Origin of the sequence: Aporhodopirellula rubra, assembly GCF_014192335.1 — a bacterium.
In the GTDB taxonomy this organism is placed as follows: Bacteria; Planctomycetota; Planctomycetia; order Pirellulales; family Pirellulaceae; genus Rhodopirellula; species Rhodopirellula rubra.
Genome location: NZ_JACHXU010000001.1, coordinates 331,550 through 345,777 on the forward strand (window position 1 = coordinate 331,550; position 14,228 = coordinate 345,777).

Below are 14,228 nucleotides of genomic sequence, written 5' to 3' on the forward strand. Positions count from 1 at the left end.
TTTATGAAAACGCCTGACACGGACCGAGACGAACACGAACAGCGTCTCGCCGATGTTCTGGCGGAGATGACCGACCGGGTCTGCGGAGGTGAGATCGCGGATTTGGAAACGGTCTGTCGTCAGCATCCCGAACTCGCATCGGATTTGCGGCATCTGTGGGGCGCGGTGCTCGTGACAGATACAGCCGGTGCCGTACGTGACGAAACACCCGGTCGGCGAACGCCAGTGATTGGTCCGTCTAAGTCGTCGTCGCCAATTTCTCCTACCGATGAAACGCTATCGAGTTCGGACGGTGAATTCGTCGATGGGGATCGGTTGGACGAGGACGATCCATCGTTGCCGTCGCGTGGAATGCGGTTGCCGACGACGATCGGTGATTATGACCTGATCGAGGAGATCGGCCGTGGCGGTATGGGCGTCGTGTTCCGTGCCCGACAACGATCGCTCGACCGTGAAGTCGCGATCAAGATGATCTTGCGTGGGCGATTAGCCAGCGACGCGGACTTGCAACGTTTTCTCGCCGAGGCGTCCGCGACCGCTTCGTTGGAACATCCCGGAATCGTTCCCGTCTACGAAGTCGGTAACGTCGACGGGCGGCCGTTCTTCAGCATGAAGTTGATTGAAGGCGAAACACTGGCACAGAAGGTTGCCGAAGGCCCGATGAACGCACGAGAAGCGTGCGAGATGATCATCGCGGTCGCCGAAGCCGTCGCGGTTGCTCATGCGGCGGGGATTTTGCACCGGGATATCAAGCCGAGCAATATTCTGTTTGGTCGCCAAGGTTATCCCATGCTGACCGATTTCGGTTTGGCCAAACACATCGGCACCAAAGCGGATCTAACCCGCAGCGGCATGTTGGTCGGCACGCCGGCGTACATGTCTCCCGAACAGGCCTCGGGTAGTCGGCGCGATGTCGGTGTGGCCAGCGACGTGTATTCGCTCGGTTGTGTTTTGTACTACGCGTTGACGGGGCGGGCGCCGTTTGTCGGTGACTCGGCGATGGAGCTCGTGATGCAGGTGATCGAGCAAGACCCGACTCCGCCGCGTGCGCTGCGGCCGGGATTGGATCGTGATTTGGAAATGGTCGTCACGCGTTGTCTGCAGAAACCCGCCGACTTGCGTTACCAAACGACCGACGAATTGATTAAGGATTTAAAAGCCTACTTAGCCGACGAGCGAGTCTCCGCTCGCAGCGGGCATTTTAACCAAGTCGTTGCTCGGATGTTTCGTGACACCCATCATGCCGCCGTCCTTGAAAAGTGGGGGCTGTTGTGGATGTGGCATTCGTTGGTGCTGTTGGTGGCGAGTCTCTTAACGTGGCAGATGTCATTGGCGGGAATCGAACGTCGATCGATCTACGTCGGCGTGTGGGTGCTCGGTGTGGGGGCTTGGGCAGCCGTGTTTTGGAAGCTGCGTCAACGAATGGGGCCAGTCACTTTTATCGAGCGGCAGGTCGCGCACGTGTGGGGGTCGAGCATGATCGCGATCGCGATGCTGTTTCCGCTGGAGTGGTGGTTGGACCTTGAGGTGCTCAGTCTCGCGCCGATGCTCGGCGTGATCAGTGGCATGGTCTTTATTGTGAAGGCTGGCATGCTAACCGGCGCGTTTTATCTGCAGGCGATCTCGCTGCTCACGGCCAGCGTCGCGATGGCGGTCTTCCCGCGGCACGCGCACCTGATCTTCGGAATCGTTGCCGCAGGGTGCTTCTTCTTTCCCGGATTGAAGTACAAGCGACAACGCAGCGTTACCGAAGACTGAGCCGTTGGTCTGCATCGGCTAACGTGCGCCATCTATGCCAGCGAAGCACGAACGGAGTGCATTGCCTCGTCCTGGAATGTTGGGGGGGCGTGGCCAAAAGTGTTTTTGCTTGGCCTTTTGTTCATGTTCACAAGCAGGGCCAGTCTTTTGGCGTAAAAAATAAAAAATATGGTCTAGTGTAAAGGTTTGGACCCTTGGGTTCGCTTAATGAAGGCAGGGGAGCTATTTCCATTGTCTCCTCTAAGTCAATCTTTTCATCATAGGAGTCCAACCTTGTCTCAACTTCCTCGTTCGCCATACCGGCCCCGCGGTTTTACCCTCGTCGAGTTACTCGTCGTCATTGCCATCATCGGCGTACTCGTCGGTCTGCTACTTCCTGCTGTGCAGGCTGCTCGTGAAGCGGCACGCCGGATGAGCTGCAGCAACAATTTCAAGCAAATCGGACTTGGTATTCACAATTACCATTCCGCATACAACAAGATGCCCAAACACGGCACAGGCCCCCAAGCTGTTCGAGCGATTGGCAGCAACTGGCCTCAGGAACGTGATTTTCAACATGAACGGTTGAGTGCTCAGGTTGGGCTTTTGCCTTTCGTGGAACAACAAGCTTTGTGGGAGCAAATCAGCAACCCCCTCATCGTCACCAGCGGTGGCACGACCGAAACTTACCCAGCTTGGGGGGCGGTTCCTTGGGGTGTTGTTGCCCAAACAAACAATTACTCCACTGACTGGACGCCGTGCTTTACCGATGTGAACACCTTTCGGTGCCCCAGTGACCCAGGGTTCGGCTTGCCGCTTGGTGGGCGAAGCAACTACGGCGTTTGTTATGGGGACGCGATCGATTACATGAGTTTTGGTCCCTACACGAACTGGGCCCGCAACGTTCGGGCAGACGCTGAGTACAACGCGTCCGCTCGCGGCTGTTTTGGTATTTACACTCAAACCGCGTTCCGTGACGTTTTGGACGGATTGTCGAACACCATTTGCATGGGCGAGAACAACACGGACTTGGGTGACGAGCACATCACAACTTCGCCGCGTCACGGTGGCAATGTCGAAAACAATCCGACCAACTGCTCAGGTCAAATCGAGGTCAGTCGCCCCACGTTTTGGCGAACGAGTCCCCACAACAACAATTTCGTCGAGACAAAGCGTGGTTCCTGCTGGGCGGGCGTGACGATGGGCTGGACGATGTGCAACACAATCCTTCCACCTAATCGGGAAGTTTGTAGTACCGGCCAAAACACCGCTGGAGGCGGTACTTGGACCGTCAGCAGTCGTCACCAAGGTGGTGCCCACGTCTTGATGGCCGATGGGGCAGTCAGGTTTATCACCGATTCGATCGAGGCAGGTGACAGCAAAGTGGGGCCTGTCTCATTTGGTCAATCAGGGGTTCGTGCTCCAGGATCGGCGAGCCCATACGGGCTTTGGGGATCGCTCGGAACCCGTGCTTCCAAAGAAGTGATCGACGAAGAGTTCTAAAGATCTCTTCGTGCTTCCCGCTCGCCGCACCGCTTTGCGGTGCGGCATTTTCGAGCCTTCGTTCTAGAGCATTTCGATTTTTGGTTGTAGCCACCGTTGCCCGACGGTGGACCAGGTTCGGGTGAACGTAGCTACGTTTGAAAACCTACGTCATCTACAAAAACGCTCTATTGGGCTTTCGTTCTGGTGGTTCGCGAAATAGATGCGAATCACTTCGCCGCTACGTCTTTCATGAATTTATGTTGTTGAGAAATCTAATGTTGCTCCGTTGTTTGATCTGTGTGTGCCTTTTTACTCCTTTTGTTGTGGGGTGTTCGGGCAACTCAGAGACTCGTGTGATCGATACATCCGAACGTCGTAGGTTGACTCCTGAAGAAAAACAAGCGCGGATGGGCGCGATGGACAACGAGGCGACTGATGTAGTTGCGCCCGACGAAACAGAATAACACCACGACAGGTACATTCGGTTTGCATGAGCTGCGTTTCTCGCTGTCGAGCGAACCCGTTTATTGAATTTCGCCGCATGGTTAACGCTGCGGCAGGCTGAGCTTTGCATTGAGTTGGACGCCTGTTCTGCAAAGTCGTTTTGTTCTCGTTGTCGGTGAGATCAAAATGTGGCCGAACGCTTCGGGATCTGCGGACTAGGCCTCCGGCCGCGGAGCATTCGGCCACATTCGTTCGGGCTACTGGAGTTAACCGTGGGTTTGAACGAGGCGAGGCTGAGGATGCAACCGGTCTGACGAGCAAGGCTGACGTTCCGAAAGCAAGTCGTTGGATTGACGTCTGTGCCATTCGAGCCTGCCTCTTTTTCGATCCGAGGCCAAGCCGACAGATGTATCCGGCTCACAGATCTCGTGGAGTCAGCACGATGGCTTGGCCTCCGTTGGATGCCATGTCGGCCGTCAAGATGGACTTCGAGGTCACCTCTTTCCGCATGACGTCCACTTTCGTTTCAGCGGTGCCATCGGGGGCTTTGTCCGAACAGATTAACGCTTCGTAGGTGAGTCTTGGATCGAGAAAGTCGAGTGGGATTTCCAATTGCCGACGTTCTCCCGCATTCATGCTGCCGACTAACCATCGATCATTCGGTGTTCCAGCGTCGGCTCGGCGAGCGATGGTAATGTAGCTGCCCATTTCGCCGTTGATGACTTTGGTGTCATCCCACGTCGTCGACAATTCTTTGAAGACCTCGAGTTCGGGTTCGCTTCGATACATTTCGGGCCTGTCGTACCAAAACAGATGCTGCAGCGGGCTGAAGTAAACGATCGAAGCGGCCAATTGATGAGCACGCGTCGTTTGAATTCGACCGTTGTAGTAGCAAACCGTGTAGTCACCAGGGCCGCAGAGAAAACGGATGAAGGGAAGCGTTACGTTGTGCTTCGCGGTCGGCATCTGTTCATTGCCGCCAATTCCTTCTTGCGTCAACAAGTTGGGGTACGTGCGGCTCCATCCGGTCGGCAGATAGTGGTCATGGATGTTGACCATGATTTCGTGGTCCGCACACTTCTTCACGGATTCATGAACCCATTGGGTCCATTTTTGATCGCCAACTCGTACAAACCCAAACTTGATACCGGCAATTCCCCATTCCTTGAACAAGGGCAGCAGCGTATCGAGTTGTGTTTCGAGATGGCGACGGTTGACGTACAGAATCACTCCCACGTTTCGCTCGCGACCGTAGGCAACGACCTCCTTCAAGTCCAAGGGACCGTCGTATCGCTTCGGGTCAACTGTCACGGTCGTTGCGTCTGACTCTTCTGAGAATTCGGAGCCATACCAACCCGCATCCAGCAAAATGTGTTGCATGTTCAGTTTGACAGCGACATCGATCGCGGCTTTGGAACCGCGTGTTGAAAGTGTCGAACGAAAGACTTTTCCTGGGCGGATCCAGGAAGGATCTTCAATCTCGCAAGGGTCGTTTAAGTTCAGCACGAGATCATTTTTCTCGATCAGCGAACTCGCAGAATCCGCCATTATCAGGTAACGCCACGGTGTCTTGTATGGTGCATTCGCAACGACCGAGCTCCCTAAGACCGGACGAATCGTGAGCTCATGTTCTGAATCTCGAGCAAGCTCCATTCGAGAAAAGTCGACCAGTCGAGCTTCGCCGATCGCCAGTTGTGGTCCGTCTTCGACTTCCACCACCATCGGCCGTCCGCGAGTCCCTTCAAGCTCGGAAAGATGAATGTGATCGTACTCGCCTTCCACCTTTTGCGAGCTCCAGCACATGTGGTCAGCGGTGAAGCGAAACCGCGTGCTCTCGTCGGCGATTTCGAACGAATCCACGCCCTCTTGTTCGGGAATGATGTAGCAAAACGCAATCCCTGAATCATAGGCACGAAACTCAATGTCAAGTTGACGTGGCGATGAGTTATCTTGCTTTGATGTCGACGAAGACCTCTTCAAGTGAACGGTCAAGGAATTGTATTCGTCCTTGATCGTGCTGCGTTCGCCTACCAGAGGTTTCCAGCTACTTCGTCGCGAGTCGCTCGATGAGCCTGAAAGTTGAAGTCCTTGGTCAAGCTGAACGCCGTCTTGGAACGTCAGTCCCAAAGCGGACGGGGCGGTGACCCGTTTGCCTCGGTAAAAAACGGAATACTGCGGTTCACCTTGTTCGGTGATTGAAAATTCCACGCTTGCCACACCGCCGGGCGAAACTGCGGTCAGTGGCGGCGCACTCGCGTCGGACGCGTTTGCCAAACCGTGCTGAATCAGTAGCCCACACGCTAAGGAAAGAAGAGAAAGCCCGATTTGTCTTTGCTGTCGTAACATGGAAATAGTTGTTTCGAATAAAATGAAATTAGCCGCGTTGTCTAACGACACCGCATAAGAGGTTGGTGTTTGCGATGCCGATTCTTGCATCGGTATCTGGTTGAATCAGCGAGTGCATCGCTGCGAACCGAAATAAGCACTGCGTCGGAGTTGGCAGAAACATCGTTGCCTACGGGGTCACTTCGCGGTCACGCGAAGTGTATCCATGGTGCCGGACTCGTTCGTATCTACAAATTCGAATGACCAAACGTCCGAGTCGACGGTTGGTGCGAACTGAAGACCCTCATCGTTGAGGTCTCCTTTCCAGGTCATCACATCCCAAGATCCGGGCTGTGACTCACCAAGGAATTCAACGTTCAATAGCGAGCCAGCGCAGAACGTGACATTCGCGCCGTCGCTGCCATCGCCATCAGCTTCATTGATTCGGATAGGAGTGATTCCCCCGTCGTCGATTCTCACGTCCAGCATAGAACCAGAACTTTGGTACCACTCACCGTCTTTGCTTCCAAACGATCCGATCGCAATCGCGTCCGCCTGGGAGCCAATCACTTGAAACACTCCTTGTCCTTCGCTTCGTCCGAGGATCACTCCCTGGCGAGTCGTTAATGTTCCATTGGATATGGAGAAGACACCTTCACCATCGTTTTCACCAACGCTCAGGCTGTATCGCTTTTCCAGTGGCGCTCGTGAAAGCAAAAGTCGTCCGCCTTGCAGCAAGTAGTGACCTTCGGACCCGTCGTCCAGACCAATCTGCAATGTGTTGATTCGAACGTCACCATCACGGTGGATTAGTTTGCCTTCGCCGCCTGATGCCCCGACTCGTGACATGAAAGTGGGGTTGCGATCGACGTTCAGAACGCCTCCTTCGACGATCAAGTCACCAACTTGGCCGGAGAAGTTGCCTACGTGAATGGCACCGTAATTTGCTTTCGCGTAAGCCCTATATCTTGCTCGCTCATCTCCTGGGCGATTGATGTATAGGTCATCGCCCGGGTTGGGTGAGATTCCGCCCGACCAATTGTTTGCATCTTCCCAGTCACCGTCACGTCCATTGTTGGTCCAATAGGAGCGCCCGAGGTTGTGAAACGCTTGGACTTCATGTGGGGCTAACTCGCGGTCAAAGAGCATGAATTCGTCGATTCGACCGCACAGATTACTTGCCCGCGTGTCGGCTTCCATGACGGTTGGGCTGCCGTTGCCGATTTGCAAGTCGCTCAGATCCAACTCGCCTGTTGATGAATCGATACTAGTCCTGTCCCACTGGGTGTCGACGCTCTTTCCGTCAACGAACTGTTGCAATTGCCCCTTACTGGAATTCCAGATAAAGGCGAGTTGGATCCATGTGCCCATTTGCTCGCCACGCAGGATTGGTGGCGTGGAAAATTCGAGTGGTAAAGATGTGTTTGAATCGCCATTTCGACGCCACACGAGCCGGGCTAAGCTTGAATTTTCGAGGTCAGTTTCGATAGACCAATGCAATCCACGAGGCAGCAAACTGCGTGACGTCAGAATCGGCGTCGTGCCTCCTTTGAGTGCATCCACTCGGATTTTGACCATGCAGGTCACTTTCTCGTGCTGTCCTTCGACGGACAATAGAATCCGATCGAACACGCTCTTGAAATCCAATGCATGCTTGCCTTTCCATCGCCCGTCCGTCCAATCACAACCGATGATCGTTCCGTGCGAGTTTTCGGTAGCGGCTTTAGCTCGGTTGGGAAGAATCAGTTCGTTAGCTTGCGTTGCTGGCTCGCGAACGAAATCGTAGTAGACCAGGCAGCTTGGGTCTTGCATGATTTCCGATCGACGATGGTGCCACAATCGGCGATAGACCTCATCGAAGCTATTCGCGATTGATTGGGTTCGTGACTTAGAATTCGTAAGGCGATCGGATACTTCAATGTCTCGATAGTTGCCTGGGCTCTCCACCTCGACTGACTCGCCTTTGCTGAGTCGTCTCGTGGTGGCGCTGACCAAACCACTCGCGCCGGCGTCCGACGGCGAAACTAAGTCCACCTCTCCTTCAATAACGTGGATTCGAGCGTCGTCATTGACATCGACCTGCATCGAAAAGGCGGTTCCCAAATCGACCACATCGACGGACTCTGTTCGAACGAGGAAACCTTGTGCAGGTGGGGGAACATTCACCGTGAGTTGGCCTTCTCGACAGCGGATTTCCATGTCGTCTACAAGGTCCAAATCGGCTGGCCCTTCGACAACAACGACCGCGCCGCGGTTGGTCTGAAATTCAATCAAACCACTTTTAAGAGTCAGGCGTCCTGCCCCGAGTGAGTCGCCGACTCGACGGGCCGTTCCGCGATCTCCCCATTGGGCATCGATGGAATTGCGTAAAAAGGCAACCCACGGTTTTCGGGGGCTGAGGTTTGGATCGTCCTCGCGTGAGTTATCTGAATTTTCGGAGGTGATGTTCGGATTGATTGCCTTGCCAGAGTCGCTGGACGCGGTTTTTCGTGTCGTTCCCATCTGCGACTGGTTAAGAGTGATCGCCCAATGAATGCCCACGGACAGCAACAGACACGCGGCGATCGCAGCAACCGTGAACAGCCACCGACGACCACGATTCCGAGATGCGTCCACCGCAGGTTCGGCCATTTGGTCGTCATCACTGCGGTTTGGAACGGGCTCGCTTCCCAATCGCTCTTGTTTATGTTGACGCAGCAATCCATGCAGCCTCGCTCGTTTCCAGAACTCAGCTCTCGCCTCTTCAGACGTCTGGATCATCTGGTCGAGTTCGAGATTGGTGGATTCAGTGAGTCCTTGATCGAAATAAAGATCAAGTAATTTTTGAGACGTTTGAGGTCCATCAGGTTGTCACCCCTTTCGAGCGGAGACCTTCGTCAATGCACTTCGCCAACAGTGAACGTGCTCGCGAGAGAGCGACGTACACCGAGTCGACCGTCCATCCCATGACCGTTGCGATTTCGGCTGCAGGATGCTCGCGGGCGTAACGCAATTCGATTGCTTGCCGCGACTTCGGCGACAATCTTGTTAAACAGTCTTGCAACGCTTCCATGCGTTCTTCTTGCTGGTCGTCCAATAGATTTGGATCTGCGGCGAGGAGGGATTCGATTGAGGCGATGGAGAGCTGTTCAGTGGTTTTTCCGGAACGCCTACGATCCTCGAGCACCTTGTACCGAGCGATCTGGTACACCCAAGACATGAAGTCGGTCCCAAATTCAAATTGGTCGGATTTCACGGAAACGGTCAGGAACGTTTCCTGCAATATGTCATCGGCCCGCGCGAAGTCCGGTTGCATGCTGAGGATGATCCCTCGAATACGCGAAGAGTGCTTCAAAAATAACGCAGCGACTTCCGCTTCGTGGGTTCGCGTTCGGCTGATTGTTGGGTCCGTCATGAAGGCGCCAGGTGAAATGCGCTGAGGAATTGGACAAACACATCCGTAGTGTTATGCGGGTAGATAATGAAACCTTAGCAGGTTGCCCCCTGTTTTTCGGGCGTCCTGTTTGCGATCGGCGACGGCGCGTTTGTCGGTCGTTTTGAAAAGCGATGTGGCGTATTGATGGAGTGTCACTGTTGCCGAGGACGAGTTTGAGGAATGGGGGAAAATTCATCGCTAATTTCTGCTAAGAACGCGATCACGCACCGCATTTCTCTATACGCCAGTTGTTTTGCTCAGGATTTTCTTCGTCATTGCCCCGCAATCATTCGAGGAAGCATTGGAAATAACTGACCGGCTGATCACCGGTGAGACGAGCGTCCTGGCGTGAATTGGGATGTTGATACAGCAACATCAAACGCTCTTTTAATCCACCGTTTTTTGGAAAAATCACCATGAATCAAAATCAGAGGAATCGGGGTTTCACCCTGGTCGAGTTACTTGTTGTGATCGCAATCATTGGGGTGTTGGTTGGGCTGCTGCTACCCGCCGTTCAGGCCGCTCGCGAGGCAGCACGACGGATGAGTTGCAGTAACAATTTCAAGCAAATTGGCTTGGCGATGCATAACTATCATTCCGCGTACGATCGCCTTCCGGTGGTTAACGGTGGTAGCCAGAGCGTCACTGTGCCAGTGAACACTCGGAACAGTCCTGAGTACTATCGCGGAGTGACGGCCAACAACCGACTATTGCTGAACTGGCTCGTTCCGCTGACGCCTTTTTTCGAACAACAGGCCATTTGGGAACAAGTGTCGAATCCTTATCAGACACCCAACGGGATCGTTCCGAGCATGGGCCCCTCGCCCATTATGGATCTCGCCGCTCATGCCAGCGACGAGTATCCACCGTGGTTGACTGACATCCCGTCACTCCGTTGCCCGAGTGATCCAGGTGTTGGACTCCCTTCGCAAGGCCGCACGAACTACGGATGGTGTGGTGGCGACAGTGTTCACCACGGCGATCTCGGTGCCATCACTGATTACGGGGATGATGTTAGCACCGGTGAGCGGCAAAACGCACGTGCGTCGCAGCGTGGCATGTTCATTCCGCGTCAACAAACTCGGTTCCGCGATGTGCTTGATGGGCTGTCCAACACGATCGCGGCCGGTGAGATTGTTACTGATCTAGGCGATGGTGATAAACGCACCTCTTTCAACACTAGTATCGGAAACAATCGCGACGGAAGGTATTTCTCGCCTGCCGACCGGGCAAATCAGTGTGAAAGGTTGTACGTCGACGCGGAGCGTCCGCAGTTTTGGCAAACCGGAACGTTCGATACCAATGCCGAACGAAAACGTGGCTATCGTTGGGCAGTGGGATGCATTGCCTACAGCGGCATGAACACGATCCTGCCTCCCAACCGCGGGCAGTGCATGGCGAGTGACAACTTTGGTTCGGGGGTTTGCCCTCCCGGTAGCCGTCACCAGGGCGGATGCCATGTCTTGATGGGAGATGGAGCGATTCGGTTTGTCACCGATTCCATCGAAGCGGGGAATTCCGGTAGCAAGTTGGTAACCAATCGTGGTGACGGACTGCCTCCCGGATCGCAAAGCCCCTTTGGGCTCTGGGGAAGTCTCGGAACTCGGGCTTCGAAAGAAGTCATCGACTCCGAATTCTAGTTCCCCTCCCGACCGCTCGCTCGGGCATTTCGCCTGAGCGGTTTCGGTTGGTGGTTTGTCAACGTTTTAGTTTCGCATGTGACTAGGCGGATGGCGCAGTCTCGCTTCGCCGTAAGGCGAAGCGTGCGAAAGCGGCCTATTGGTCTTGTCATAACTCTCGTTTCCATCGCGTTATGAAAAGCCCGACTCGCAAGTGAGCGGATCGCGAAATCCGTTGCTGACGCGGCGGGCTAGCAAGGCGATAGCGTGAATGCCTTTCGGACGAGGTTCGCACGTTTTTACTCTTATTTACTCTGAGCCGATTGCCTGTAGGGCAAACGGCTCGCTTCTTTTGCTAATAGGAACACTCATATCATGTTAAGTCGTTGTTGCTCCCTTCCTCTTTTGCTTACCCTTCTTTGCGTTGCCGCGTTTGCCGGTTGCGAAAAGAAGCCGCAAACCATCAAGGGCGACGAAGTCAATGACTACCTCGCCGATCATCCAGAGCTCATCGAAGCGTCTGAAAATCGGGACTATTGATGCCATCTGGGTTTGCGTTTTTGCAGACTTGTTCGTGGCTAGTAGCAAGAAACGAGACACATTTGAAAGTCGCTTGGCCAGTTCAGCCTGTTTGTGACATCAAATGAAAACGCGTCTCGCAGGTCGTTCATTCTCGTTGGGATTGAACCACCGAGACGCGCCCCGTGGGGCGACCGGTAATTGCGGGGTCGTGCCGTCTCGGGGGCTTCAGGACGGGCGGCTGGTACAATTCTTCGCCGGGCAATCGCGACTCGGCTAAGTGTTCCATTGGTAGCTGGCTTGACGCACGAAGCCTTTGATTTTGATCGTGCCATCCGGCTGAATGTCCAAGACAGAGTAGCCGTTGCTTTCTGGTCCAGAGCCTTCGACCATGGCGGCCAAAGTGCAGTAGTGAATTCCGCCAATCTCTTTGAGGTCATTTTGGTGGCTGTGCCCTTGGAAGACAGCCAGGACATCTCCTGACTCTTCGAAGGCCTTTCGCACCTCGGCATTGTTCTTGACGCCATGGTGGTTGCTAACATCGAGACGTTGATGGGCGAACACGACCGTTGGTTTGCTGTTGGACTGCAAATCGCCCCGTAACCATTCCAGTTCCTCCGCGGAAACGTTCGCATCGGTCCAGTGAAAGTTCCGCCGGCCGTACGGTTCTCCATCGCTGCGGAAACACGAGTCCAAGGCGATGAAGTGGATGCCCTCGCGATCGAAAGAATAGTACGAGTGTTCCTTTTCAACGCCCGCGAGAAACTCTTGCTTTGTTAGAGTGTCGACGCAGTGATTGCCAAGGACATAGTGTCGCTCGTCGCAGATCGCCGCGAATTTTGTATTGATGGTTTTGAGGTATTGCTGCTCAACCTCAACGGAGTCAGCGGCGTCAATCAGATCGCCGAGTTCGACAAGGAAGTCCGGTTCGTCGTTGGTGAATTGCTGGCGGGCGGTTTCCAATTTGTCGATCGACTCACGGTAGTGGCGTGTCCCCGCGGGAGACTTGTCCGCGTAGTGCAGGTCAGTGACCAACCCGACGCGCACCGCTCTGGCCGAATCGTCTGCGAACGCTTTCTGTGACATCAACAGTGATGGTGTCATCGCAGTCGCTGCCAGCACCAAGGAGCCGTCACGGAGCAAGGCTCTTCGTCCAGTGTTATGGGAATCCACAGTGTCGGTTCCATACGAAATGGGGCTGATGTGATGGTCTTTTATGATTCTTTGTTTTCAATCTACCGATTCGGGCTCTGCGGGAAAGGGAAGTCAGTCCTCTCAAACGGATCAAATCTGAAATCGTCTTGGATGTCGAAGATTGGATGAAGAACAGGTGGTCAAATCATTCAGAAGTCACTCGCCGCCGGGCATGCTGGACCGGCCGCAATTGACTCTTCCCTGTCGTGGACCAATGGGCTGGTGTCGGGGGATGCCTGATTCGCTGCGACGTGAATCGTAAACGCTCGATGAACCGACAAGGTCTGTTGGGTGTCGGGGTGGAGAGATGAGGACGGGTTGCGGCAACTTCGTTGCCTTGCGACTCTGACGCCACTCCGCCCGATTTTTTGTCCACCTGAGTCCTTTCGTGAACACGGATTCCACCGCTACTGATTTCGCGTCCACGCCTGACTCGGTCCCCGTGCAGTTTTCATGGGGAGTGACGTTGGCGATTGTGGGCACGTTTCTGTTTGCGTTGAAGTCGATCTTTATCAAGCTGGCTTTTGCCGCGGGGGCGGACGCCACGTTGTTGTTGGCCATACGGATGGTGTTGGCTCTTCCGTTTTATGTTGTTGTGTTCGCAACGCTCTTGTGGCGGAAGCGAACGGGGGGCGCGAATTCTGCCTCGCCCGCCTTCCCGATGCCGATCGTGGTTCGGTCTTTGTTGTTGGGGTTCTTGGGGTATTATCTCGCGTCGTACCTGGATTTGTCGGGCTTGGAGTTTATCTCTGCCCAACTCGAACGGTTGACCTTGTTCACGTATCCGGCGATGGTTGCCGCGTTGGCATGGATGTTTCTGGGCGAACAAGTCAACGCGAGAATTTTGATCGCGATCGGTTTGTCGTACGCGGGTGTTTGGTTGATGTACGGGCAAGAGCGAACGTTCATGCCTGATGCGAATACGGGCAAAGGTGTGTTCTTGGTATTCCTGGCGGCGCTCAGCTATTCGCTGTATGTGTTGTTCGCCAAGCCGGTAATGCAAAAAATCGGCAGTCGTGAATTCACCAGTTTGGCGATGATCGGATCCACGTTCTTTGTGGCCGTTCATTTTCTCTGCACACACTCGGTCCGAGACTTTTTTGAGGCTGCGCCGGTCGTTTACGTCTATGGGCTGGTGTTGGCGTTCGTTTGCACCGTGATCCCGAGCTTCATGATCAACGAAGCGATCCTGAAGATCGGCGCCACTCGAACGACCGTGATCGGTTCCGTCGGCCCCGTGCTGACCATGTTGCTCGCGGTGGTGATCCTCGGCGAGCCTTCGTCTTGGCAGCACATCGTCGGCATGGCAATCGCCATCATCGGGGTGAGTTTGGTCGCGAAGAAGTGATTCGGTGAGCCGCACCGTGGTTTGGGGAAATGCAATCGCGGGGGACGCTGCTTTCGATCGCGTTTGTTTGCCATCTGAGGACGGGAGATCGCAGCATTCGCCGGCCGGATGAATCACGGCAACGTGAAACTGCCAGAATCAA

At 54.5% G+C, this 14,228-nt stretch carries 10 protein-coding genes; 5 read left to right on the plus strand and 5 right to left on the minus strand.

The window, feature by feature from the left end; translation table 11 throughout:
• Positions 1–3 precede the first annotated feature (3 nt).
• Both FHS27_RS01090 and FHS27_RS01095 read left to right on the plus strand, forming a co-directional pair.
• Positions 4–1,758 carry a serine/threonine-protein kinase gene (locus tag FHS27_RS01090; RefSeq protein ID WP_184300551.1) on the plus strand — a complete coding sequence of 585 codons (1,755 nt, stop codon included), beginning with the start codon at positions 4–6 and terminating at the stop codon, positions 1,756–1,758.
• 273 nt (positions 1,759–2,031) lie between these two features.
• A complete protein-coding gene (locus FHS27_RS01095; RefSeq protein ID WP_246418971.1) occupies positions 2,032–3,240 on the plus strand; it encodes a DUF1559 domain-containing protein in 1,209 nt (402 codons plus the stop codon).
• 843 nt (positions 3,241–4,083) lie between these two features.
• Here FHS27_RS01095 and FHS27_RS01100 read toward each other — a convergent pair.
• The 4 genes from FHS27_RS01100 to FHS27_RS31335 form a co-directional block, all read right to left on the minus strand.
• On the minus strand, positions 4,084–6,012 hold the full coding sequence (locus tag FHS27_RS01100; protein WP_184300557.1) for a glycoside hydrolase family 97 protein: 1,929 nt from the start codon (positions 6,010–6,012) through the stop codon (positions 4,084–4,086).
• Between the two features lie 177 nt (positions 6,013–6,189).
• Positions 6,190–8,751 (minus strand): LamG-like jellyroll fold domain-containing protein, encoded by a 2,562-nt coding sequence (locus FHS27_RS01105; protein WP_184300562.1) that lies wholly within the window; start codon positions 8,749–8,751, stop codon positions 6,190–6,192.
• Positions 8,752–8,833: 82 nt separating this feature from the next.
• Positions 8,834–9,385: a sigma-70 family RNA polymerase sigma factor gene (locus tag FHS27_RS01110; protein ID WP_184300565.1), complete on the minus strand. Its 552-nt coding sequence runs from the start codon at positions 9,383–9,385 to the stop codon at positions 8,834–8,836.
• Between the two features lie 307 nt (positions 9,386–9,692).
• Positions 9,693–9,824 (minus strand): hypothetical protein, encoded by a 132-nt coding sequence (locus FHS27_RS31335; RefSeq protein WP_261363901.1) that lies wholly within the window; start codon positions 9,822–9,824, stop codon positions 9,693–9,695.
• Here FHS27_RS31335 and FHS27_RS01115 point away from each other — a divergent pair.
• Both FHS27_RS01115 and FHS27_RS31340 read left to right on the plus strand, forming a co-directional pair.
• Positions 9,823–11,046 (plus strand): DUF1559 domain-containing protein, encoded by a 1,224-nt coding sequence (locus tag FHS27_RS01115; RefSeq protein ID WP_009101360.1) that lies wholly within the window; start codon positions 9,823–9,825, stop codon positions 11,044–11,046. The two genes, FHS27_RS31335 and FHS27_RS01115, sit on opposite strands and share 2 nt — an antisense overlap.
• A 384-nt stretch (positions 11,047–11,430) precedes the next feature.
• Positions 11,431–11,565, plus strand: coding sequence for a hypothetical protein (locus tag FHS27_RS31340; protein WP_261363902.1), 135 nt, complete (start codon positions 11,431–11,433; stop codon positions 11,563–11,565).
• Positions 11,566–11,820: 255 nt separating this feature from the next.
• Here the strand turns inward: FHS27_RS31340 and FHS27_RS01120 are convergent, their stop codons facing one another.
• Positions 11,821–12,687 carry a metallophosphoesterase family protein gene (locus FHS27_RS01120; protein WP_184300568.1) on the minus strand — a complete coding sequence of 289 codons (867 nt, stop codon included), beginning with the start codon at positions 12,685–12,687 and terminating at the stop codon, positions 11,821–11,823.
• A gap of 439 nt (positions 12,688–13,126) precedes the next feature.
• Between FHS27_RS01120 and FHS27_RS01125 the strand changes: the two genes are divergently transcribed.
• On the plus strand, positions 13,127–14,086 hold the full coding sequence (locus FHS27_RS01125) for a DMT family transporter (RefSeq protein ID WP_184300571.1): 960 nt from the start codon (positions 13,127–13,129) through the stop codon (positions 14,084–14,086).
• The last annotated feature ends 142 nt before the right edge of the window (positions 14,087–14,228 follow it).